We start from the raw sequence: 21449 nt of genomic DNA, 5'->3' as shown, positions 1-21449 counted from the left end.
CGGCACGCCGATCAGGAGGCCCCAGCCATGACCCGCGAGACCGAGCGGGCCGGACGCCCGGACACCGGCCGCATGCTCGCCCCCGACCTGGCCCGGGGCGCGATGCTGCTGCTCATCGTGATGGCCTACGCCGGGGTCTACGCCGGTGTCCCGTTCGGCACCCCGATGACCGACGCCGCCGCCGTCGACCGGGTCGCGGCGGTACTGACCACGCTGCTGCTGGACAACCGGGCGTTCCCGATGTTCGCGATCCTGTTCGGCTACGGCCTCGCCTGGTCGGTGGTCCGTCGGCGCGGCCGCGGCGTCCCCGAGGCCGACTGCCGGCGGCTGGTCCGCCGCCGCGGCCTGTTCCTGGTGCTGTTCGGGCTGGTGCACGCGATCCTGGTGTTCCCGGGCGAGATCCTCGCCTCCTACGGTCTGGCGGCGCTGCTGACCGGGGGGCTGCTGTTCCGGCCGGACCGGACGGTCCGCCGGGCGGCGCTCGGGCTCGCCGCGGCCTACGCGCTGACCGTGCCGGTGGGCATGATCGGGCTGTGGTCGCCGACGGTCTCCGGCGCCGCCGCGGAGGCGGTCCCCGGCTACACCACGGCCGCCGACTGGATCAGCCGGATCGTCGGGGCGGCCGTCGGCCCGCTCTACATCGGGTTCGCCTACCCGCTGTTGCTGCTCGTGGTGCTCGGCTACCTGGCCGCCCGGGCCGGCCTGCTGGACGACCCGGCGGCGCACCGCCGCACGCTGGCCCGGATCGCCGTCGGCGGGATCGCCGTGTCCGTGCTCGGCGCGCTGCCCGTCGTCCTGATCATCACCGGGGGGATCACACCCGGGGGTGTCGCCGGTGGTCTGCTGTTCGCGCTGCAGGTGCTGACCGGGGTTGCCGGCGGCGCGGGGTACGCGGCGGCGTTCGCGCTGCTCGGCCTGCGGCTGCAGGACCGGCCGGGCCCGGTGGCCTCCGCGGTCGCCGCGATGGGCCGCCGCTCGCTGACCTTCTACCTGCTCAACTCGGTGCTGGTGGCGATCGTGCTGCATCCCGATCTCGGCGGCGTCGGCCGGTACGTGGGGAACACGGGCGCGCTGCTCGCCGCGGTGGCGGTCTGGCTGGTGTCGCTGCTGCTCGCAGCACGGTTCGAGGCCGTCGGCCGACCCGGTCCGGTCGACGCCCTGATGCGCCGGTTGGTGTCCCGGTAGCGGAACACCACAGGCGTCCTTCTACCATTTGTAGTGTGTCCAGCGTGACCGGTCTCCTCCGCCGTGTGCCGTCCACCCCGCAGGTGCTGATGCGCCGGCTGGCGATCGCGAACCTGGTCGCCCAGATCGGGATCGGCGTGACCGGCTCGGTCGTGCGGGTCACCGGCTCCGGGTTGGGCTGCTCGACCTGGCCGCAGTGCGAGCCGGGCAGCATGGTGCCCGTGTCGCACGCCGAGATCGCGCCGCTGCACATGTGGATCGAGTTCGGCAACCGGCTGCTCGGCATCCTCGTGGTGCTCACCGCCGGGGCCACCTTGCTCGCGGCACTGTTCACCCGGCCACGCAGGCGGCGGCTCACCGCGCTCGCGCTGGCGATGCCGATCGGTGTCGTCGCGCAGGCGGTGATCGGCGGGATCACCGTGCTCGCCGGACTGGCCTGGTGGACGGTGATGCTGCACTTCCTCGCCTCGATGGTGCTGGTGTGGTTCGCGGTGCTGCTGGTCACGGCCACCACCGAGGACGACGGCCCGGTCACCCGCACCGTCCCCGCCGCGGGTCGCGGCCTGGTGCTGCTCTCCACCGCCGTCCTCGCGGTGCTACTGGTCGCCGGGACCCTGGTCACCGCCGCCGGGCCGCACGGCGGCGACCCGGACACTCCCCGGCTCGACGTGCCGATCCCGCTGCTCACCCAGGTCCACGTCGACGCACTGTTCCTCTACCTCGGTGTGCTGGTCGGCATCGGGTTCCTGTTCCGTGCCGTGCAGGCACCCGCCGCGTTGCACCGCCGGTACGCGACGCTGATCGCCGTCGTCCTCGCCCAGGGGGTGCTCGGCAGCGTGCAGTACGCACTCGGCGTGCCCGAACTGCTGGTGTCGCTGCACGTGCTGGGCGCCGGTCTGGTCACCGCCGCGGCGGCCTGGATGTGGGCGGGCACCGCCACCCGCCCGGCGCCCTCCGCGCCTGCTCCGCGCGCTGCGGCAGCCGCCACCGACGGCCGTCCGTTCGCCGCGGCCGCGGCCGACCACGCCTGACCCGGTCCGTGCACCGTCGCGACGCCTGAGGGCATGATCGGCGGCAGCCGACCATCACGACGAGGAGGAACGCGCATGCGAGCGATACGGGTGACCAGGACCGGTGGGCCGGACGTACTGGAGGTCGCCGACGTCGAGCCGCCGGCCCCCGGGCCGGGCGAGGTGCTGGTCGAGATCGGCGCGGCGGGCGTCAACTACATCGACACCTACCAGCGCGAGGGCATCTACCCGATCGAGACCCCGTACGTGCCGGGTCTGGAGGGCAGCGGCCGGGTCGTCGCGCTCGGTCCCGATGTGCAGGGCGTCGAGGTGGGCGACCGGATCGCCTGGGCCGAGACGCTGGGAAGCTACGCCGAGCAGATCACCGTCCCGTGGGCTAAGGCCGTCCCGGTGCCGGAGACGATCGCCGACGACGTCGCCGTCGGCGCACTGCTGCAGGGCATGACCGCGCACTTCCTCGTCAACGACTGCCGTCCGCTGGCCGGTGGGGAGACCGTGTTGGTGCACGCCGCCGCCGGTGGGGTGGGGTTGCTGCTCACCCAGCTGGCGACCGCGAAGGGCGCCCGGGTCATCGGGACGACGTCGAGCGCCGAGAAGGCCGAGCTCGCCCGCGCCGCCGGGGCCGCCGAGGTGATCGACTACACCAGGGTGGACGATCTCGCCGCCGAGGTCCGCCGGCTGTCCGGCGGGGCCGGCGTCGACGCCGTCTTCGACAGCGTCGGCCGGACGACGTTCGACGCGAGCCTGGCGTCGCTGCGCAAACGGGGCACCCTGGTGCTCTACGGTGCCGCGTCCGGCCCAGTGCCCCCGGTCGACCCCCAACGGCTCAACGCGGGCGGCTCGCTGTACCTGACCAGGCCGAAGCTGTTCGACTACGTCGACACCACCGAGGCCCTGCGGGCCCGGGCGGACGCCGTCTACACCGAGGTCGCGGCAGGCCGGCTGGATGTGCGGATCGGGCACCGCTACCCGCTCGAGGACGCCCGCAGCGCGCACGAGGACCTGCAGGCCAGGCGGACCACCGGCAAGATCGTGCTGCTCCCGTCCTGAACCGCGGGGCCGCGGCGCGCGGTCCGCTCGTGGAGACGGGGCCGTGGGTGCTATGAACCGGGGGTGCCGACGGACGACGCCCCCAAGACCCCGTTCCACGATCTCGACGCCTACGTCGCGCTCCCCCGCCTGGGCGGGCTGGCGCTGTCCCCCGACGGCACCCGGCTGGTCACCGGCGTCGCCGAGCTGGAGACCGACGCCACCCGCTACCGGACGGCGCTGTGGGAGATCGACCCGGCCGGCGGCGCCCCGGCACGGCGACTGACCCGGGGATCCGCCGGGGAGTCGGGACCGGTCTTCACCCCGGACGGTGACCTGATGTTCCGGTCGTCGCGGCCGGACCTCGACAACGCTCCGGACACCGACCCGCCCACCGCGCTCTGGCTGCTCCCCGCAGGCGGTGGCGAGGCCCGCCAGGTCGGGACCCGGCCGGGCGGGCTCGCCGACGTCGCGGTCGCCGCCGGCTCCGGAACCGTGGTGGCGTCCTCGCCGACGCTGCCCGCGGCGGTGAGCGCCGCCGACGACGAGCAGCGCCGGGCGGCCCGCAGCGACGCGAAGGTCACCGCGATCCTGCACACCGGCTACCCGGTGCGGCACTGGGACCGCGATCTCGGGCCGGCCGAGAACCGGTTGCTGGTCGCCGCACCGGACAGCGACGGGCCCGGTGACACCGGATGGACCGATCTCACCCCGGCACCGGGCCGGGCGCTCGACGAGACCTCCTTCGACGTCTCCCCGGACGGTTCGACCGTCGTCACCGGCTGGCACCGGGCGTACGGGCACGGCACCTGGCGGCCCGGCATCGTCGCTATCGACACGGTCACCGGCGAGCACCGCGACCTGCTCGTCGACGACGGCCACGAGTACTCCGACCCGCGGATCAGCCCGGACGGGCGGACCGTCGTCGTACGCCGGGAGCGGATCTCCACCCCGCAGGTCGCGCCCCGGATCGACCTGGTGCTCGTGCCGCTGGCGGGCGGTCCGGCCCGCCCGGTCGCCGAGGGCTGGGACCGATGGCCGTCCTCGGCCCGCTGGACCGCGGACTCCTCGGCGCTGATCGTCACCGCCGACCACGACGGCCGTGGCCCGCTGTTCCGGATCGATCTCGCGGCAGGCGGTGACACGGTGACCCGGCTGACCGGTGACCACGGCTGCTACTCCGATCCCTGCCCGTCACCGGACGGGCGGTGGGTGTACGCGCTGCGCAACGCGGTCGATGCCGCCCCGGCCCCGGTCCGGGTGGACGCGACGGGCGCCGACGGCACCCCGGAGTACCTGCGTGGCCCGGTACCGGCGGTGCAACTGCCCGGCGAGCTCACCGAGGTGGAGACGACCGCGGCGGACGGCACCCGGTTGCGCGGCTGGCTGGTGCTGCCCGAGGGTGCCGGGCCGGACCGGCCGGCACCGCTGCTGTTGTGGATCCACGGTGGCCCGCTGGCGAGCTGGAACGCCTGGGCGTGGCGGTGGAACCCGTGGCTGCTGGCCGCCCGTGGGTACGCGGTGCTGCTGCCCGATCCGGCGCTGTCCACCGGCTACGGGCAGGACTTCGTGCAGCGCGGCTGGGGCCGGTGGGGAGGACCGCCCTACGAGGACCTGATGGCCGTCACCGACGCGACGCTGACCCGCCCGGAGATCGACCGCACCCGGGTCGCCGCGATGGGTGGCTCGTTCGGCGGGTACATGGCGAACTGGATCGCCGGGCACACCGACCGGTTCGCCGCGATCGTCACCCACGCCAGCCTGTGGGCACTCGACCAGTTCGGCCCCACGACCGACCACGCCGAGTACTGGCTGACCGAGATGACACCGGAGATGACCTGGGAGAACAGCCCGCACCGGCACGCCGACGCGATCACCACCCCGATGCTGGTGATCCACGGCGACAAGGACTACCGGGTGCCGATCGGGGAGGGTCTGCGGCTGTGGTGGGACCTGGTGTCCCGGCAGGCCGATCCCGCGGCGAACCCGCACCGCTTCCTGTACTTCCCGGACGAGAACCACTGGGTCCTCGCACCGAACCACGCGATCGTCTGGTACCGGACGGTGTACGCGTTCCTCGGCGAGCACGTGCTGGGGCAGCCGTGGGAGACGCCCGAGCTGCTGCGCTGAGCGGCGTGGACGCCGGAGCCCCTAGAACAGGACCGGCAGTCCCAGCCCGGCGTCCACCGCGATCGCGGCGAACAGCACGCACAGGTAGATGTTCGACAGGTGGAACAGCGGCATCGGCGAGACCTCGCCGCCGGCGCGGACGGCTGCGTGCAGCCGGTGCGCCCGGAACACGAAGTACGCGCCGCCGAGTAGGGCGACCGCCAGGTAGACCCAGGAGGTCACCGGCAGCAGCAGCAGGCTCCAGGCCACCATCACCCAGCTGTAGACGACGATCCGCACCGAGACCGCGGGCGCCGGCGCGACCACCGGCAGCATCGGCACCCCGGCCGCCGCGTAGTCCTCGCGGTAGCGCATGGCGAGGGCCCAGAAGTGCGGTGGCGTCCAGAAGAAGATCACGCCGAACATCACCAGCGCCGGCCACTCGACGGTGCCGGTGACCGCGGCCCAGCCGATCACGACCGGCATGCAGCCGGCGGCGCCGCCCCAGACGATGTTCTGTGCGGTCCGCCGCTTCAGGATCAGCGTGTAGACCAGCACGTAGAACGCGATGGCCGCCACCGACAGCGCGGCCGCGAGCCAGTTGGTCGTGAACCCGAGCCACACCGAGCTGGCCGCGGCGAGCACCAGGCCGAAGATCAGTGCGTTGCGGGTGGGGACCTCGCCGCGGGCCAGCGGCCGGCGTGCGGTGCGCTTCATCTGCTTGTCGATGTCGGCGTCGACGACGCAGTTCAGGGCGTGTGCCGCGGCGGCGGCCATCGCGCCACCGACCAGGGTGGCGGCGATCAGCCAGAGCGAGGGGATCCCGCGCTGGGCGAGGAACATCGCGGGCACCGTGACCACGAGCAGCTGCTCGATGATCCGGGTCTTGGTCAGGCCCAGGTACGCCAGCAGGGTGGCCCGGATCCGGGCCAGCCGACCGGCGGGAGCGACGACCGGGGACTCCGGAGCCGGGCCGGTGGCCGTGGGTACGGCCGCTCCCGAGGGCGGCTCGGCGGTCCGGCTCCGGCGCGACGCTGGTGCGCTCACCTGTTCGTACCTCGATCGGCTCGGTGTTCGGGCTGGGCTCTAGAGCCGAGGTCCTCGCGGTAGCAGGGCGCCACGTTCTACAGCGCGTCGATGCTAACCGGTGGCATGCCGCGCGGGGCGCCGGGGTACTCCCGTGTCGGGTGACCGGGGCCGGTGCCGCGGCGGTCGGCAAACCCGCAGGCCGGGCGTCCGCAGTAGGGTGGGCGGCGCCGGGGGTGGCGAGGACGCCACCGGGTGGTCCAGGTCGCAGTGCAGCGTCGCGGCGCACCGGGAACGCACGGGGCCGGCACCCGCTCCCCGCCGCCGAGCCGCCCACGGCAGCACCGATCAGCGACCGATCAGCGACCAGCCAGACCCGCAAGAAATCCCCGTCAGAGACCCCTCAGACGCCGACGCGAGTACAGGAGTCATCGCCTTGTCCGAGACCGCCACGTCCCCACACGCCGGGGACAGCGCCGTCGCCGCGCTCACCCGCGTGCATGTGCCCGACGACTGGACCGACCTGGACAGCAAGGCCGTGGACACCGTCCGGGTACTGGCCGCGGACGCCGTCCAGAAGTGCGGCAGTGGTCACCCGGGCACCGCGATGAGCCTGGCCCCGCTCGCCTACACGCTGTTCCAGCGGGTGATGCGCCACGATCCGGCCGATCCTGACTGGATGGGCCGCGACCGCTTCGTGCTGTCGGCCGGGCACTCCAGCCTCACCCTCTACATCCAGCTCTACCTGGCCGGTTACGGCCTGGAGCGGGAGGACCTCGAGCAGCTCCGCCAGTGGGGCTCGCTCACCCCCGGGCACCCGGAGTACGGGCACACCCCCGGCGTCGAGATGACCACCGGGCCGCTGGGCCAGGGCCTGGCCTCGGCGGTCGGCATGGCGATCGCCGCCCGGCGCGAGCGCGGCCTGTTCGACCCGGACGCGCCCGCCGGCACCAGCCCGTTCGACCACCAGATCTACGTGATCGCCTCGGACGGTGACATCGAGGAGGGTGTCACCTCCGAGGCGTCGTCGCTGGCGGGGCGCCAGGAGCTCGGCAACCTCACGGTGATCTACGACGCCAACGAGATCTCCATCGAGGACGACACGAACATCGCCCTCAACGAGGACACGGCGAAGCGGTACGAGTCCTACGGCTGGCACGTGCAGGTCGTCGAGGGCGGCGAGAACGTCACCGGCATCCTCGAGGCGCTCCAGGCCGCCCGGGCGGAGACCTCGCGGCCGTCGTTCATCATGTTGCGCACGGTGATCGGCTACCCGTCGCCGAACAAGATGAACACCGGCGCCGCGCACGGCTCCGCGCTGGGCGACGAGGAGGTCCGCGCGGTCAAGGAGGTCCTCGGGTTCGACCCGGACAAGGAGTTCGACGTCGACGACGAGGTGCTGAAGCACACCCGCTCGGTCGGCGAGCGCTCCCGCGCCGAGCACGACGCCTGGCAGGGCACCTTCGACGAGTGGGCGCAGCGGGAGCCGCAGCGCAAGCAGCTGCTCGATCGGCTGCTGGCGAAGCAGCTGCCCGAGGGCTGGGCCGATGGCCTGCCGCACTGGGAGGTCGACGAGAAGGGCCTCGCGACCCGCAAGGCCTCCGGCGCGGTGCTCGCCGCCGTCGCCGACGTGCTGCCCGAGCTGTGGGGCGGATCGGCCGACCTGGCCGAGTCGAACAACACCACGATGAAGGGGGCCGACTCGTTCGGTCCGGTCTCGGCCAGCACCGGCACCTGGAAGGCCCAGCCCTACGGCCGCACGCTGCACTTCGGCGTCCGCGAGCACGCGATGGGCGCGATCCTCAACGGCATCGCGCTGCACGGCCCGACCCGTCCCTACGGCGGCACCTTCCTGGTCTTCTCCGACTACATGCGTCCCGCCGTCCGGCTGGCCGCGCTGATGAAGACCAACCCGCTCTACGTGTGGACGCACGACTCGATCGGCCTCGGCGAGGACGGACCGACCCACCAGCCGATCGAGCACCTGGCCTCGCTGCGGGCGATCCCGGGGCTGTCGGTCGTGCGGCCCGGTGACGCGAACGAGACCGCCTACGCCTGGAAGGCCGCCCTGGAGCGCCCGTCCGACGGCCCGATCGGGTTCGCGCTGACCCGGCAGAACGTGCCGACGCTGTCCGGCACCTCCGCCGAGGGCGTCGCCCGCGGCGGCTACGTGCTGGAGGAGGCGTCGTCCGGCGACCCGCAGGTCGTGATCATCGCCACCGGCTCCGAGCTGCACCTCGCGGTCGCCGCGCGGAAGATCCTGGAGGCCGAGGGCGTCGGCACCAGGGTGGTCTCGATGCCGTGTGTCGAGTGGTTCTCCGCGCAGGACGCCGAGTACCGCGAGTCCGTGCTCCCCGCCGCGGTGAGGGCGCGCGTCTCGGTCGAGGCGGGCATCGCGATGCCGTGGCGCGAGTTCGTCGGCGACGCCGGGCGCTCGGTGTCGATCGAGCACTTCGGTGCCAGCGCCGACCAGGCCACCCTGTTCGAGAAGTTCGGATTCACCGGCGAGACCGTCGCCGCCGCCGCGCGGGAGACACTCGCCGCGGCGAACAAGCCCGCCTGAGCCACTCCTGACCCACAAGGAGCAACCATGAGCAACGATCGTCTCGCCGCGCTCTCCGCGGCGGGTGTGTCCATCTGGCTCGACGACCTGTCCCGAGAGCGGCTCAACAGCGGCAACCTCGTGGAGCTGATCGAGGACAAGCACGTCGTCGGGGTCACCACCAACCCCACCATCTTCGCCGCGGCGCTGGCCGACGGTGCCGCCTACGACGAGCAGGTCCGCGAGCTCGCCGCCCGCGGCGCCGACGTCGACTCGGCGATCCGCGAGATCACCGTCGCCGACGTGCAGCAGGCCTGTGACGTCTTCTCCGGGGTCTGGGAGCGCACCGACGGCGTCGACGGGCGGGTCTCGCTGGAGGTCGACCCGCGCCTGGCGCGCGACACCGAGCAGACCGTCGCCCAGGCCGCCGACATCTGGAAGACCGTCGACCGGCCGAACCTGCTGGTGAAGATCCCGGCCACGGAGGCGGGTCTGCCCGCGATCACCCGCGCCACCGCGGAGGGGATCAGCGTGAACGTGACGCTGATCTTCTCGGTGGAGCGGTACAAGGCCGTGATGGACGCCTACCTGACCGGTCTGGAGCAGGCCGTGGACAACGGCCAGGACCTGGCCCGGATCCACTCGGTCGGCTCCTTCTTCGTCTCCCGGGTGGACTCGGAGATCGACACCCGGCTGGAGGCCGTCGGCGGCGAGGAGGCGCTCGCGCTGCGCGGCAAGGCGGCGATCGCGAACTCCCGGCTCGCCTACGCGGCGTACCGGGCCGCGTTCTCCGGTGCCCGCTGGGAGACGCTGGCCGCCAAGGGTGCGAACGCGCAGCGCCCGCTGTGGGCGTCGACCGGTGTGAAGAACCCGGACTACCCGGACACCCTCTACGTCTCCGAACTGGTGGTGGACAACACCGTGAACACCATGCCGGAGAAGACGCTGGAGGCGTTCGCCGACCACGGCGAGGTCTCCGGGGACCGGGTGACCGACACCGCGGGCGCCGCCCAGCAGGTCTTCACCGACCTGGAGGGCGTCGGCATCGACCTCGACGACGTCTTCCTCACCCTCGAGAACGAGGGCGTGCAGAAGTTCGAGAAGTCGTGGGGCGAGCTGCAGGAGACCGTCCGCTCCCAGATCGACGCCGCGCGGTAGCCGGTGGCGGACACATCCGGCGGCGACGGGGCCGATCTCGGCTCCGCCGCCGCCGGCGGCTCCGGCCCGGGGCCCGCGGCGCCCGTGCGGGTGGTGCTGGCCGGCGAACCGTTCGCCTCGGCCGCCCGCCGGATCGCCGGTGACCTCGCGGAGGAGACCGTCGCCTCCCGGGTCGCCGAGGGTGACCCGAGCGTCTGGCCCGCCACGCCCGGCGCCGGCACCGGCTGGACCGGTCTGGCCAGGGCCTCGCGCCCACTGGCCGGTCAGGTCGCGGCGCTGCGCGAACGGTTCGCGGTGCTCGGGGCACACCGGGTGCTGCTGGTCGGCACCCCGGACGCGGTCGCCGTGGCCCGGCTGGTCGCGGCGGGCTCCCCGGACACCACCCGGTTGACCGCGCTCGACTCCGCAGACCCGGTCCAGGTCGCCGAGGCGCTCTCCGGGGAGCTGGACGAGACCGTGCTCGTGGTCGCCGACCCGGCCGGGGACGATCCGGTGGTCGGCGCCGTTCGGCACGCGGTGGCCTCGGCGCTGGCCGACGAGATCGGCGTCGAGACGCTCGACGGCCGCACCGTGCACCTGACCGAGCCCGGCTCACCGCTGGACACCCCCGGCGCCGGGATCACCGTCGTCACCCTGGACGCCGACGTGCCCGCCCGGTTCGGCGCCCTGGGGCCGCTCGGGCTGGTCCCGGCCGGTCTGGCCGGGGCCGACGTCGCCGGGATGCTCGGGGCAGCCGTCCCGGCCGCCGCCGCGCTCGGCGAGGACGATCCGGAGAACCCGGCGCTGCTGCTCGCCGGCGCGCTGGTCGCGGCCGGCCGGTCGGTGCTGGCGCTGCGCGACGACGACCGCTCCCCCGCCCTGACCGCATGGCTCGCGCCGCTGCTCACCGCGGCCGGCCTGGCCGCCGTCCCCACCGGCCCCGGTGAGACGCTGCCCGGGCCGCGGGTCACGGACCCGGCCGCACCCGTCCGGGTGGTCGACGTGCACGCCGACGGGACCGGCCCGGCGCCCGCCCCGGGGCTCGGCGCCGTCCGCACCGATGCCTCACCCGGCGCGACGATCGTGCTGTGGCAGGTCGCCGCGGCGCTGGCCGCCCGGGCCCTGCGGACCGACCCGTTCTCCACGGTGGCACCGGCACCCGTCCCCGGTGGGCCGGACGACCCGCCGTCGTTCGTCGACGGTGGTGTCGCGGTGCACGGGGACGACTGGCTGCCCCCCGGCGTGGGCACCCTCGCGGACGCGCTGGACGCACTCGCCGCGGCCGCGGACACCGACGGCCACCTGGCGGTGTCGGCCTGGCTGGATCCGGAGTCCGACGCGTCGGTCGCGGTGCTGCGCGGCCCGTTGGCGGCACGGACCGGGCTGCCCGTCGCCTTCGGGTGGGCACCGGGTTGCCGCAGCGGCGACACCGGCGGACCCGACCGGGCGGTCCACTGCCACCTCACCGGCGGCGGTGGAGATCCCGGCGGATCGGGTGGTACCGGTGATCCGTTCGGCGCGGGGACCGCGCCGGAATCGTCCGGACTGGATAGCCTGCATGCGGCACAGGCCCGTGCGGTCGTCCGCGCGCAGCGCAGCCGGGGGCGCCCGGTGCTGCGGCTGCACCTGAACGACCGGTTGGCCGGCCTCGTGACGCTCGCCAGGGCTCTGGAAGCCGGGCGGGGCACCCGGCCGGGCGACTAGCCGCACGACGGGCCGTACGACCAGCTGTCGAGAACCGACACCAGGAGGGGCGATGCCCACCGCCAACGGCGGCCGTACCAACCCGCTGCGCGACCCACGGGACAAGCGCCTCCCCCGCATCGCCGGCCCGTGCGGCTTGGTGATCTTCGGGGTGACCGGGGACCTGTCGCGCAAGAAGCTGATGCCCGCCATCTACGACCTGGCCAATCGCGGCCTGCTGCCGCCGGGCTTCGCGCTCACCGGCTTCGCCCGCCGGGAGTGGAACACCGAGGACTTCGGGAAGATCGTCCACGACGCGGTCCGCGAGCACGCCCGCACCCCGTTCCGGCAGGAGGTCTGGGACCGGCTCGCCGAGGGGCTGCGGTTCGTCCAGGGCTCCTTCGACGACGACGCCGCGTTCGACGAGCTGGAGCGCACGGTCCGTGACCTCGACGAGAAGCGCGGCACCGGTGGTAACCACGCGTTCTACCTGTCGATCCCGCCGAGTGCGTTCCCGGTGGTGTGCAAGCAGCTGGCCCGCTCCGGGCTGTCCGCGCAGGAGGACCCGGACGTGTGGCGGCGGGTGGTGATCGAGAAGCCGTTCGGGCACGACCTGGCCTCGGCCAGGGAGCTCAACGCGATCGTCAACGAGGTCTTCCCCGAGGACTCGGTGTTCCGCATCGACCACTACCTGGGCAAGGAGACCGTCCAGAACGTGCTGGCGCTGCGCTTCGCCAACCAGCTCTTCGAGCCGATCTGGAACGCCAACTACGTCGACCACGTGCAGATCACCATGGCCGAGGACATCGGCCTGGGCGGGCGGGCGGGTTACTACGACGGGATCGGGGCCGCCCGCGACGTCATCCAGAACCACCTGCTGCAGCTGCTCGCCTTCACCGCGATGGAGGAGCCCACGTCGTTCTCCTCGGACGAGTTGCGCGCCGAGAAGATCAAGGTGCTGAAGGCGGTCAAGCTGGCGCTGCCGCTGTCGGAGACGACCGCCCGCGGGCAGTACGAGGGTGGCTGGCAGGGCGGCGAGCAGGTGCCGGGGCTCAAGGAGGAGGAGGGGTTCAACCCCGAGTCGACCACCGAGACCTTCGCCGCGATCACCTGTGAGGTGGAGAACCGGCGGTGGGCGGGTGTGCCGTTCTACCTGCGCACCGGTAAGCGGCTGGGGCGGCGGGTCACCGAGATCGCGGTCGTGTTCAAGCGCGCGCCGCACCTGCCCTTCGACGCCACGATGACCGAGGAGCTCGGGCAGAACGCCCTGGTGATCCGGGTGCAGCCGGACGAGGGGGTGACGATGCGGTTCGGCTCCAAGGTGCCCGGGAACCAGATGGAGGTCCGCGACGTCACCATGGATTTCGGTTACGGCAACGCGTTCACCGAGTCGTCACCGGAGGCCTACGAGCGGTTGATCCTGGACGTGCTGCTGGGCGAGCCGTCGCTGTTCCCGGTCAACGAGGAGGTCGAACGGTCCTGGGAGATCCTCGACCCGGTGATCGAACACTGGGCGGCCTCGCCGGAGGGCCCGGACGGCTACCCCGCCGGTTCGTGGGGCCCCGACTCCTCGGCCGAGATGCTGGCCCGCACCGGCCGGCAGTGGCGCCGGCCGTGAGCCGTCGAACGGCCGCAACAACACCGCCCGTGAGCCTCCGAACGACCGCAACAACACCGCCCGTGAGCCTCCGAACGGCCGCGACGGCGCCGCCGGTGAGCCGCCACCGCACCACCTCCCACCCACGAGGGGTCTCGTCATGATCATCGATCTGCCGTCGAGCAACACCTCGGCGGTCAACCGCAAGCTCGTCGAGCTCCGTGAGTCCGGCGGTGTGTTCGCGCTCGGCCGGGTGCTCACGCTGGTCGTCGTCACCGACGACGGCCCGGGCCTGGAGCGCGCCGTCGACGCCGCGAACTCGGCCAGCCGAGAGCACCCGTGCCGGGTGATCGTGCTGGCCCGCGGGCAGCGCCGGGCGGCGGCCCGGCTCGACGCGCAGATCCGGGTCGGAGGTGACGCCGGTGCCAGCGAGGTGATCGTGCTGCGCGGGTACGGCGCGCTCGCCGCGGAGGACGCGGGCGCGGGCATGGTGATGCCGCTGCTGCTGCCGGACGCCCCGGTCGTCGCGTGGTGGCCGGGCGAGGCGCCCGCCAGCCCGTCCGAGGACGCGGTCGGGAAGCTGGCGCAGCGCCGGATCACCGATGCGCTCTCGGCGAAGAACCCGATGAAGGCGTTCGAGCAGCGGCGCAAGGACTACGCGCCCGGCGACACCGATCTCACCTGGACCCGGCTCACGCTCTGGCGGGCCCAGCTGGCGGCGGCGCTGGACGTGCCGCCGTACGAGGAGGTGACCGGCGCCGTCGTCGCCGGGGAGGCGGTCTCGCCGTCCACCGAGCTGATGGCCGGCTGGCTGGCCTCCGCGCTCGGGGTGCGGGTGAAGCGTTCGCCGTCGGCCCAGGAGCAGGGGCTGACGCTGATCCGGCTGAACCGGCCGTCCGGCGACATCGAGCTGGCCCGCCCGGACGGCCGCACCGCGAGGTTGACCCAGCCGGGCCAGCCGGAGCGGCTGATCGCGCTGGCCCGCCGCGAGGTGCCCGACTGCCTGGCCGAGGAGCTGCGGCGGCTCGATCCCGACGAGGTGTACGAGGAGGCGCTGGCCGGGGTGTCCCAGGTGACCCGCGGCCGCGCCCCGGTGAAGGTGTGAGCGTGAGTGTGAGCGAGAAGATCCAGATCGCCGTCCATCCCGACAAGGACGCCCTGGCCGCGGCCGTCGCGGCACGGCTGGTCACCGCGCTGGTCGACGTGCAGGCCAGCGGCGCCGTCCCGCGCGTGGTGCTGACCGGGGGTGGGGTCGGCATCGCGCTGTTGCGCGACGTCGCGGCCTCCGCGGCCCACCGGGCGGTCGACTGGTCCCGGGTCGACCTGTTCTGGGGTGACGAGCGGTTCGTGCCCGCGGACGACGCCGAGCGCAACGACCGGCAGGCCCGCGAGGCGCTGCTCGACGGGCTGCCGCTGGACCCGGCACGGGTGCACCCGATGCCCGCTGCCCCCGCCGGAGGCGGCACGGCCGACGACGCGGTGCAGGCGGCCCGCAGCTACGCCCGGCTGCTCGACGATCTCGCCCTGCCCGGGGAGGACGGAGTACCCGCGTTCGACGTGACCCTGGTCGGGATGGGCGAGGAGGGCCACACCCTGTCGGTGTTCCCGGACTCCCCCGCCGTGCACGAACAGGCCGCCACCGTCGTCCCGGTGTTCGACTGCCCGAAACCGCCGCCGACCCGGATCTCGATGACCCTGGCCGCGGCCCGTCGCTCCCGCGAGGTGTGGGTGGTCGCCGCCGGGGCCGGGAAGGCGCCCGCGGTGGCCGGGGCGCTGACCGGGACCCCGGAGACGGAGCTCCCGGTGGCCGGGGCGCGCGGCACCGGATGGACCCGCTGGCTGATCGACGCCGAGGCGGCGGGGGCGTTGCCGGAGGGGTTCCTGCCGCGGGCGACCTGATGTCCGTCGGGAGACCACCGGAGCGGGCCGGGCCGGCCGGCACGGGACGGTGCTCGGCCCACGGGCCGGGTCAGTGCCCGGATCGGTCCGCCCGGGCGAGGATCTCCCCGTCCCAGAGCGCGCGGAGCGCGGCGCGGCGCTCCGTGCGGTCCAGGCCGCGCAGATCGGCGACGCCGCGTTCGGTGACCACGACCTCGACGTCGTGCGACGGCGTGGTGACCGGCCGGGACAGGCGTTCGACGAGCGTCGGGGCCCCCTTCACGGTGCTCGGCAGCGCGATGACGGAGGCGCCGGGGCCCCTGGCGGCCGCCGCGGAGAAGTCCGGGTGCCCCCCGATCATTCCCGCGGCCGCGGGCCCGACGCCCTCGGCGTTGACCTGCCCGTCCAGGTCGACCTCCAGCGCGGAGTTCAACGCGACCAGGGGCGGGGCGTCCGCCGCCGAGAGCCTGCCGAGGTCGTGCGTGTGCTCGATGGGATGCAGGATCCGGCGCCCCTCGGCCCAGTCGTAGAGGCGGCGGGTGCCGGCGAGGTACGCGGCACTGGGCTCACCGATCAGGAGCCCCTTGGCCTCCAGGTCGACCACGGGCTCGGGCAACAACCCCGAGTCCACCCGGACCGGCACCTCCAGCGCTCCCACGATCGCCTGCGCCAACCGCCCGGGGCCCACCTGGATCCGGGCACCTTCGGGCACCAGGGCGGCGACCTGCCGCGCGATGACGTCGTCCGCAGCGCTCGGGGCGGCATCCGGTATCTCGAGCGGTGGCGTGTCGGTCTCGGCGAGGACGGTGACCTGCCCCGGCGGGATCGGGGGGCCCGAGTCGGCGCACGGCGCGAGGGTGGAGACCACGGCGGCCACGGGGACGCCGGCCGCGATCAGCCCTCGCAGGTAGGAGGATTCGGTACCGGGATACAACCCGTCACCGCGCCGCACGAGGGTGGCGACGAGGAGATCCGGACGGAGAGCCCCGGTGAGGAGCCGGGGGACGGCCGAGAGCCGGCACGGAACGCTTCTCACGCGGCCGTTCTCGATCGCCCGGCGCAGTCCCGACCCTCCCATCACCGTCCGGACGTCGGCGAAGGCCTCCAGGTCGAGGTGGCTCACCGGGCCCGGAACCCAGCCCAGAACGAGGCGGACGTCCTTCCCGGCGGCCGCTTCGCTCAGCGGGCGGTAGAGCTCGGTGGGGGCGCCACAGCCGTCGCCGAGTGCTACGCGCGAGTGTGGGCTCACGATCTCGACGAACGTCACCATGACGTGATTCGATCACGGCTGCCCGGTCCGGGCACGGCACCGTACGGGGGGACAGCAGATCCGCCATCCACGACGACGTCGAGGCCGCGGCGCGCACGCTCGGGCGGCCGGTGCGGACCGCCCCGGCCGACGCCGTCGCCGGCGTCCCGGCCGGGTGGTCACCGGATCCACCGGTGTGAGATGGCGCCCTCGGATGCGGTACCGGCGCCGGACCGGCCGTTAGGGTCGATCCCCATGCGCATCGGTACCCCGCTCGGCCCGGCCGCGACCCGCGTACTGCTGCTCGGCTCGGGTGAGCTCGGCAAGGAGGTCGCGATCGCCTTCCAGCGGCTCGGCGTCGAGGTCGTCGCCGTCGACCGTTACCCGCACGCCCCGGCGCACCAGGTCGCGCACCGCTGGCACGCGATCGACATGACCGACCCGGTCACGCTGGCGACGCTGATCGAGCAGGAGGCGCCTGATCTGATCATTCCCGAGATCGAGGCGATCGCGACGAACGCGCTGGTCGAGATCGAGGCCGCCGGGACGACCGTGGTGCCGACCGCGCGGGCGGCGAAGCTGACGATGGACCGGGAGGGGATCCGGCGTCTCGCTGCCGAGGAGCTGGGGCTGCCGACGTCGCCCTACGCGTTCGCCGACACGCTCGACGAGGTCCGGGCGGCGATCGAGCGGGTGGGGCTGCCGTGCGTCCTGAAGCCGGTGATGTCGTCGTCGGGCAAGGGGCAGTCGGTGCTCAAGGACGCCGGCGAGGCCGAGTCGGCCTGGGAGCACGCCCGCAGCGCCGGGCGGGTGTCGAACCCGCGGGTGATCGTCGAGGGCTTCGTCGAGTTCGACTACGAGATCACCCTGCTGACCGTGCGGCACGCCGGGGGCACGGCGTTCTGCGAGCCGGTCGGGCACCGCCAGGAGGACGGCGACTACGTCGAGTCCTGGCAGCCGCAGCCCATGTCGCCCGCCGCGCTGGCCGCCGCGCAGGACGTGGCGGGCCGGGTCACCGAGGCGCTCGGCGGGCGCGGGATCTTCGGGGTGGAGCTGTTCGTCCGCGAGGGCCGGGACGGCGGCGAGCACACCGTGCTGTTCTCCGAGGTCAGTCCGCGACCGCACGACACCGGTCTGGTCACGCTCGCCACCCAGCGGCTCAGCGAGTTCGAGTTGCACGCGCGCGCCGTGCTCGGCCTGCCGGTGGACACGACGCTGCGCTCCCCCGGCGCGTCCGCGGTCGTCTACGGCGGGCAGGAGATGACCGCCCCGGACTACGAGGGTGTCGCCGAGGCACTCGCCGTGCCGGGAGCCGACCTGCGACTGTTCGGCAAGCCGACGGCCGGTGAGCGACGCCGGATGGGGGTCGCGGTCGCATTCGCCGACGACGTCGACACCGCCCGCGACCGCGCGCGCACGGCCGCCGCCCACGTCCGGCCGGTCCCGCACCGCTGAGCACCGCGCGTCCGGGACCGGCCGCACCGACGAGCTCACCGGCCCCGGGGCGGGCACGTCACGACGGCCGCCGACGCCACCGCGGGAAGCCGCGACGGCCGACCCGAGGTGACCCGCGGGTAATCTGACGCTCGGAGGCCGAGGCGAGGGGGCGGGCGATGGCGGGACGGACCGGACTGGTCGTCGCCGGCGCCGGCGCCCGCGGCGCGTACGAGGCGGGGGCGCTCACCCGGCTGCTGCCCCGGCTGACCCGCACCTGGTCGGCGCCGTCGGTGCTGGTCGGGACGAGCGCGGGCGCGCTCAACGTGGCCGCGCTCGCCGGGCTCGCCGGGTACGAGCCGGAGGATGCCGCGGCCGAGCTCGTCGCTCGCTGGGCGTCGGTGCGGACCTCGGAGGTGGTCGCGCTGCCGTCGTCGGCGCTGGAGGCGGGCATCGCCTACACCGGTGACCTGCTGGGTGTCCCCTCGGGGCTGCGCCGCGCGCTCGGGCTGCCTGCGCGGGTCACCCGGCTGCTCGACGCCGACCGGCTCCATCCGGTCGTCGAGCGGGTCGTGGACTGGGACCGGTTGCACCACGCGGTCGCCCACGGATCCGTCGACGCGGTCGGGGTCGCCTGCACCGACGCCGGGACCGGCGGCACGGTCGTGTTCGTCGAGCACGGCCCCGACGTCGCGCTGCCGCCGTACGACCCGGGCCGCGACATCCGCTACGTCGGCACCCGGCTGGGCCCGGACCATCTGCTCGCCTCGGCCGCGGTGCCCGTGCTGTTCGCACCGCGCCGGATCGACGGTCCGGGCGCGGGGTGGTACGTCGACGGCGGTGTCCGGCTCAACACGCCGCTGAAGCCCGCGCTGCGCCTGGGCGCGGACCGGATCGGGGTCGTCGCGACGACCCCGGCGACCCCCTCGCCGGACGCCGTGCCTCCCCCGGACCGGGTGCCCGACGCCTACGCGGTCGCCGCGCTCGCGCTGCGCATCGTGCTCGGCGCCGGTGTCACGGAGGACCTGCGCACGCTGCGCGCGGTCAACACGGAGATCGACCGCGGCGCCGACACCCGGCACTCGCGGGTCGGTACCTGGTTCGCGGGTCCTCCCGCCGATCGGGCCACCGAGCTCGCCGAGCTGGCCGCCGAGGTCCGCCGCCGCGAGTACGGCGGCCTGCGGGCGCTGCGCAACCCGTCGCTGCTGGTGCTGGAACGGCTGGTCGGCGGGGCCGTCCCGGACACCGACCTGACCCACGGCGCCGAGCTGCTCAGCTTCCTGTTCTTCGATCCCGCGTTCGCCGCGGCCGCCGCGGACCTCGGGGCCGCGCACGCCGCCCGGTCGGCCACCCCGGACACCGGGCACGCGGGCACCGGACACACGAGAACGGAGCGGACCGTCGCCGGGCAGGCCGACACCGCCCGGCGACGGCGGGCCCCCGCCGGGCCCTGAGCCGCCCGTGCGGCACCGCACCCGGCCGCACGGCCTGCTCCGGGCCGCCGCGCTCCTGCCGCGTCCGGTCGGATCAGCCCGTCTCGTCGTCGAGCCGGCCGTTGTTGTAGTCGTCGTAGGCCGCGAGGTCGAGGAAGCCGTGGCCGGAGTAGTTGAACAGGATGACCCGCTCCTCACCGGTCTCCTTCGCGGCGAGAGCCTCGTCGATCGCCGCGGCGATCGCGTGACCGGTCTCCGGGGCCGGGATCTTCCCCTCGCTGCGGGCGAACTGGACGGCGGCCTCGAACACCTTGCCCTGCGGGTACGCCGCCGCCTCCATCCGGCCGTCCTTCACCAGGGACGACACCAGCGGCGAGGCGCCGTGATAGCGCAACCCACCGGCGTGGATCGACGGCGGGACGAAGTCGTGACCCAGGGTGTACATCGGCATCAGCGGGGTCAGGCCCGCGGTGTCGCCGAAGTCGTAGTCGTAGCGGCCCTGGGTGAGCGTCGGGCAGGACAGCGGTTCCACCGCCAGCAGCCGCACCCCCTCGTCCGGCACGAACGGGAAGGTGATGCCGCCCACGTTGGACCCGCCACCGCAGGAGCCGATGACGACGTCCGGGCGCGTCTCGCCGGCCAGCTCCAGCTGCTCGCGCGCCTCCAGGCCGACCACGGTCTGGTGCAGCAGGACATGGTTGAGGACTGAGCCGAGCGCGTAGTGCGTGTCGTCGCGGCCCACGCAGTCCCGCACGGCGTCCGAGATCGCGGCGCCCAGGGAGCCGGGGTGGTCCGGCTCGTCGACCGGGCTGGCCACGACCTCGCCGCCCCAGGTCTCGACGGCGATCCGCCGGTAGGGCTTCTGCCCGTACGACGCCCGGACCATGTAGACCTTCAGCTCCAGGTCGAACTGGGCGGCCGCGAACGCCAGCGACGTGCCCCACTGCCCGGCTCCGGTCTCGGTGGTGAGCCGGCGGATGCCGTCGCGGGCGTTGTAGAACGCCTGCGGTACAGCGGTGTTCGGCTTGTGGCTGCCGGCCGGGGAGACCGACTCGTCCTTGAAGTAGATCCGGGCCGGAGTGCCCAGTGCCTGCTCCAACCGGGTGGCCCGCTGCAACGGTGTCGGCCGCCACAGCCGCAGGATGTCGAGCACCTCACCCGGCACGTCGATCCACGGCTCGGCGCTGACCTCCTGCTCGATCAGCGCTGCCGGGAACAGCGGCGCCAGGTCGGCCGGGCCGACCGGCTCCCGGGTGCCCGGGTGCAACGGCGGCTGCAACGGGCTCGGCAGGTGCGGAACGACGTTGAACCAGGCCGAGGGGATCTGTTCCGGGGGCAGCGTCCAGCGGGTCATGACCTCGAAACCTATCCCGAACGTGCCTGGGGTCACGAGGGGGGCGGGCCGGTACGCCGGTCAGAGCTCGCGGGACGCCCGCAGGCGGCCGAGAGCCTCCTCGAGGATGGCCTCACCGTCGGCGTCGCTGCGCCGCTCCTTGACGTACGCCAGGTGGGTCTTGTACGGCTCGGTGCGCGGCGCAGCCGGCGGGTTCGCCGAGTCGCGTCCACCGGGCAGGCCGCAACGCGGGCAGTCCCAGGTCTCGGGGACCTCGGCGTCGGCGGCGAACCAGGTGTTGTTGACGTGCCCGTTCGCACAGTAGAAGGGGATCCGTTCGCGGGCGGCGGTCTCGCCGCGCTCGGACTCACCCATCGGACCGGCTCCCACACGGGTGCCGCGGATCGCGTTGCCGCCAGCCATCTCCCTCGTCCCCTCTACTCGCCCGCGGCGATCAGACGTTCGCCAGCATCAGGCCGTTGCCGACCACCGCGATCACCCAGATCAACCCTACGAAGATCGTGTAGCGAGCCATGTTGCGGTCGGCCGCGGCGGAGCCGGACAGGCTGGACTGGACGCCGCCGCCGAAGAGACTGGTCAGACCCCCGCCCTTGCTGCGCTGCAGCAGGACCAGCGCGATCAGCAGAAGGCTGGTCACGATGAGGATGATCTGCAGTGTCAGGATCACGCGCTTCCCAATCCTGGTCGCTCGCCGGAGTGGCCCAGGATACTCCGCGCGCTCCGGCACGCCTCCGGCCGGGGTGCCCCGGAACGCGTGGAGCC

Annotated in this window: 17 protein-coding genes; 12 read left to right on the top strand and 5 right to left on the bottom strand. The window is 73.9% G+C overall.

The annotated features are described in order from the left end of the window. Positions 1–27 precede the first annotated feature (27 nt). From AB0J24_RS00555 to AB0J24_RS00540, 4 genes are all read left to right on the top strand, one after another. Complete coding sequence (locus AB0J24_RS00555) at positions 28–1185, top strand: DUF418 domain-containing protein (RefSeq protein ID WP_358673193.1); 1158 nt, start codon at positions 28–30, stop codon at positions 1183–1185. 44 nt (positions 1186–1229) lie between these two features. Further along, entirely contained in the window at positions 1230–2216 is a 987-nt protein-coding gene (locus AB0J24_RS00550; protein ID WP_358673189.1) for a COX15/CtaA family protein, read from the top strand. Between the two features lie 75 nt (positions 2217–2291). Then, positions 2292–3266 carry a quinone oxidoreductase gene (locus AB0J24_RS00545; protein ID WP_358673186.1) on the top strand — a complete coding sequence of 325 codons (975 nt, stop codon included), beginning with the start codon at positions 2292–2294 and terminating at the stop codon, positions 3264–3266. Between the two features lie 63 nt (positions 3267–3329). Then, positions 3330–5375 carry a prolyl oligopeptidase family serine peptidase gene (locus AB0J24_RS00540; RefSeq protein WP_358673183.1) on the top strand — a complete coding sequence of 682 codons (2046 nt, stop codon included), beginning with the start codon at positions 3330–3332 and terminating at the stop codon, positions 5373–5375. A gap of 21 nt (positions 5376–5396) precedes the next feature. Here the strand turns inward: AB0J24_RS00540 and AB0J24_RS00535 are convergent, their stop codons facing one another. Beyond that, positions 5397–6287, bottom strand: coding sequence for a heme o synthase (locus tag AB0J24_RS00535; protein ID WP_358674319.1), 891 nt, complete (start codon positions 6285–6287; stop codon positions 5397–5399). A gap of 589 nt (positions 6288–6876) precedes the next feature. Here AB0J24_RS00535 and tkt point away from each other — a divergent pair. The 6 genes from tkt to pgl all read left to right on the top strand — a co-directional run bounded on the left by tkt (position 6877) and on the right by pgl (position 15238). Then, positions 6877–8943: a transketolase gene (gene tkt, locus AB0J24_RS00530; RefSeq protein ID WP_358674316.1), complete on the top strand. Its 2067-nt coding sequence runs from the start codon at positions 6877–6879 to the stop codon at positions 8941–8943. A 27-nt stretch (positions 8944–8970) separates the two neighbouring features. Then, on the top strand, positions 8971–10080 hold the full coding sequence (gene tal / locus AB0J24_RS00525; RefSeq protein ID WP_358673180.1) for a transaldolase: 1110 nt from the start codon (positions 8971–8973) through the stop codon (positions 10078–10080). Between the two features lie 3 nt (positions 10081–10083). Then, complete coding sequence (locus tag AB0J24_RS00520; RefSeq protein WP_358673177.1) at positions 10084–11763, top strand: hypothetical protein; 1680 nt, start codon at positions 10084–10086, stop codon at positions 11761–11763. Between the two features lie 52 nt (positions 11764–11815). Next, positions 11816–13360 carry a glucose-6-phosphate dehydrogenase gene (gene zwf / locus AB0J24_RS00515; protein WP_358673174.1) on the top strand — a complete coding sequence of 515 codons (1545 nt, stop codon included), beginning with the start codon at positions 11816–11818 and terminating at the stop codon, positions 13358–13360. Positions 13361–13499: 139 nt separating this feature from the next. Beyond that, positions 13500–14444 carry a glucose-6-phosphate dehydrogenase assembly protein OpcA gene (opcA, locus tag AB0J24_RS00510; protein WP_358673171.1) on the top strand — a complete coding sequence of 315 codons (945 nt, stop codon included), beginning with the start codon at positions 13500–13502 and terminating at the stop codon, positions 14442–14444. 8 nt (positions 14445–14452) lie between these two features. Then, positions 14453–15238, top strand: coding sequence for a 6-phosphogluconolactonase (pgl, locus tag AB0J24_RS00505; RefSeq protein WP_358674314.1), 786 nt, complete (start codon positions 14453–14455; stop codon positions 15236–15238). A gap of 70 nt (positions 15239–15308) precedes the next feature. Here pgl and AB0J24_RS00500 read toward each other — a convergent pair whose 3' ends face one another. Beyond that, positions 15309–16487 carry an acetyl-CoA hydrolase/transferase C-terminal domain-containing protein gene (locus AB0J24_RS00500; RefSeq protein ID WP_358673168.1) on the bottom strand — a complete coding sequence of 393 codons (1179 nt, stop codon included), beginning with the start codon at positions 16485–16487 and terminating at the stop codon, positions 15309–15311. Between the two features lie 234 nt (positions 16488–16721). Between AB0J24_RS00500 and purT the strand changes: the two genes are divergently transcribed. Together purT and AB0J24_RS00490 are read left to right on the top strand one after the other, a co-directional pair. Continuing rightward, positions 16722–17921 carry a formate-dependent phosphoribosylglycinamide formyltransferase gene (purT, locus tag AB0J24_RS00495; protein WP_358673165.1) on the top strand — a complete coding sequence of 400 codons (1200 nt, stop codon included), beginning with the start codon at positions 16722–16724 and terminating at the stop codon, positions 17919–17921. Positions 17922–18079: 158 nt separating this feature from the next. Next, positions 18080–19354 carry a patatin-like phospholipase family protein gene (locus tag AB0J24_RS00490; RefSeq protein WP_358673162.1) on the top strand — a complete coding sequence of 425 codons (1275 nt, stop codon included), beginning with the start codon at positions 18080–18082 and terminating at the stop codon, positions 19352–19354. Between the two features lie 73 nt (positions 19355–19427). Here the strand turns inward: AB0J24_RS00490 and AB0J24_RS00485 are convergent, their stop codons facing one another. The 3 genes from AB0J24_RS00485 to secG are packed head-to-tail and all read right to left on the bottom strand — an operon-like array spanning position 19428 to position 21354. Beyond that, entirely contained in the window at positions 19428–20687 is a 1260-nt protein-coding gene (locus AB0J24_RS00485; protein ID WP_358673159.1) for a TrpB-like pyridoxal phosphate-dependent enzyme, read from the bottom strand. Positions 20688–20747: 60 nt separating this feature from the next. Beyond that, positions 20748–21089, bottom strand: a complete 342-nt coding sequence (locus AB0J24_RS00480; protein ID WP_358673156.1) for an RNA polymerase-binding protein RbpA — start codon at positions 21087–21089, stop codon at positions 20748–20750. A 31-nt stretch (positions 21090–21120) separates the two neighbouring features. Then, positions 21121–21354 carry a preprotein translocase subunit SecG gene (secG, locus tag AB0J24_RS00475; RefSeq protein WP_358673153.1) on the bottom strand — a complete coding sequence of 78 codons (234 nt, stop codon included), beginning with the start codon at positions 21352–21354 and terminating at the stop codon, positions 21121–21123. Between the last annotated feature and the right edge of the window lie 95 nt (positions 21355–21449).

Origin of the sequence: Pseudonocardia sp. NPDC049635 (assembly GCF_040659795.1) — a bacterium.
Lineage (GTDB): Bacteria > Actinomycetota > Actinomycetes > Mycobacteriales > Pseudonocardiaceae > Pseudonocardia.
This window is presented reverse-complemented; position numbering and strand designations above follow the sequence as displayed.

Excerpts from the sequence above, each read along its gene's own strand:
- AB0J24_RS00555 (WP_358673193.1), top strand. The coding sequence starts at position 28 with ATGACCCGCGAGACCGAGCGGGCCGGACGCCCGGACACCGGCCGCATG.
- AB0J24_RS00545 (WP_358673186.1), top strand. The coding sequence starts at position 2,292 with ATGCGAGCGATACGGGTGACCAGGACCGGTGGGCCGGACGTACTGGAG.
- tal (WP_358673180.1), top strand. The coding sequence starts at position 8,971 with ATGAGCAACGATCGTCTCGCCGCGCTCTCCGCGGCGGGTGTGTCCATC.
- zwf (WP_358673174.1), top strand. The coding sequence starts at position 11,816 with ATGCCCACCGCCAACGGCGGCCGTACCAACCCGCTGCGCGACCCACGG.
- opcA (WP_358673171.1), top strand. The coding sequence starts at position 13,500 with ATGATCATCGATCTGCCGTCGAGCAACACCTCGGCGGTCAACCGCAAG.
- AB0J24_RS00500 (WP_358673168.1), bottom strand. The coding sequence starts at position 16,487 with ATGGTGACGTTCGTCGAGATCGTGAGCCCACACTCGCGCGTAGCACTC.
- purT (WP_358673165.1), top strand. The coding sequence starts at position 16,722 with ATGCGCATCGGTACCCCGCTCGGCCCGGCCGCGACCCGCGTACTGCTG.
- AB0J24_RS00490 (WP_358673162.1), top strand. The coding sequence starts at position 18,080 with ATGGCGGGACGGACCGGACTGGTCGTCGCCGGCGCCGGCGCCCGCGGC.
- AB0J24_RS00485 (WP_358673159.1), bottom strand. The coding sequence starts at position 20,687 with ATGACCCGCTGGACGCTGCCCCCGGAACAGATCCCCTCGGCCTGGTTC.
- AB0J24_RS00480 (WP_358673156.1), bottom strand. The coding sequence starts at position 21,089 with ATGGCTGGCGGCAACGCGATCCGCGGCACCCGTGTGGGAGCCGGTCCG.